This window comes from Methylobacterium sp. CCH5-D2 (assembly GCF_001556475.1).
Lineage (GTDB): Bacteria > Pseudomonadota > Alphaproteobacteria > Rhizobiales > Beijerinckiaceae > Methylobacterium > Methylobacterium hispanicum.
Genome location: NZ_LSIX01000284.1, coordinates 1 through 676, shown reverse-complemented (window position 1 = coordinate 676; position 676 = coordinate 1). Strand labels below are relative to the sequence as shown.

At 74.9% G+C, this 676-nt stretch carries 1 pseudogene; it reads right to left on the bottom strand.

Going from position 1 to position 676, the window contains the following annotated elements:
* Positions 1–542, bottom strand: a pseudogene (locus AX737_RS07660) (porin); the annotation flags it as partial.
* Positions 543–676 lie beyond the last annotated feature (134 nt).

Genomic DNA, 676 nt, shown 5'->3' with positions numbered 1-676 from the left:
GGGTAGATCGCCAGGATGCGCGTCGTCGCTCCCGCCAGACCGAAGGTCGCGTAGACCAGCGCCCGGTCGAAGCTGTAGCCGACGCGGCCCCGCAGCAGGCCGTAGAAATCGGTCTTGGCGCGGATCGGGTCGAAGGCCGCGTCCGCGTCCTCGTAGCCGAGGCGCAGCGCGTTCGAGCCGACCGGCCGCTTCAGGTTCGCGGCCGAGACGTCGGCCTCGATGCCGTAGAGCCAGGGGCCGCTCTGTCGGTTCCAGCCGCCGAACACGCCGCCGACGGCGGTCGTCGCCTCGCGCCCGCGGTCGGAGCGGCCGGTGGCGTCGCCGGTGCGGAAGTCGGGGATGGCGCGCCCGCCGACCGTGGTCGAACCGAAGTTCAGCGCGCCGAACGAGCCGCCCGCGCTGCCCTGCAGGCCGAGATAGGGGCCCGACCAGTCGATGAAGGCGGGCGGGCCGCCGGGCGGGGTGGCCGGAGGATCGGCGGCCCGAGCCGCCGCGGGAGCCAGGGCGGCGAGAAGCGCGGCGGAGAGCCGGAGCCCGCGCACGGGCCGCCCACCTCTCCTCCGTATGAGGGATCCATAGAGCGTAGGTGGCCCCCACGCTCTCCCTCCCCCCTCTGCGGGAGAGGGTACCCTGCGCAGCAGGGGGGGCCGGGACGAAGTCCCGCAAGAGGGGACCC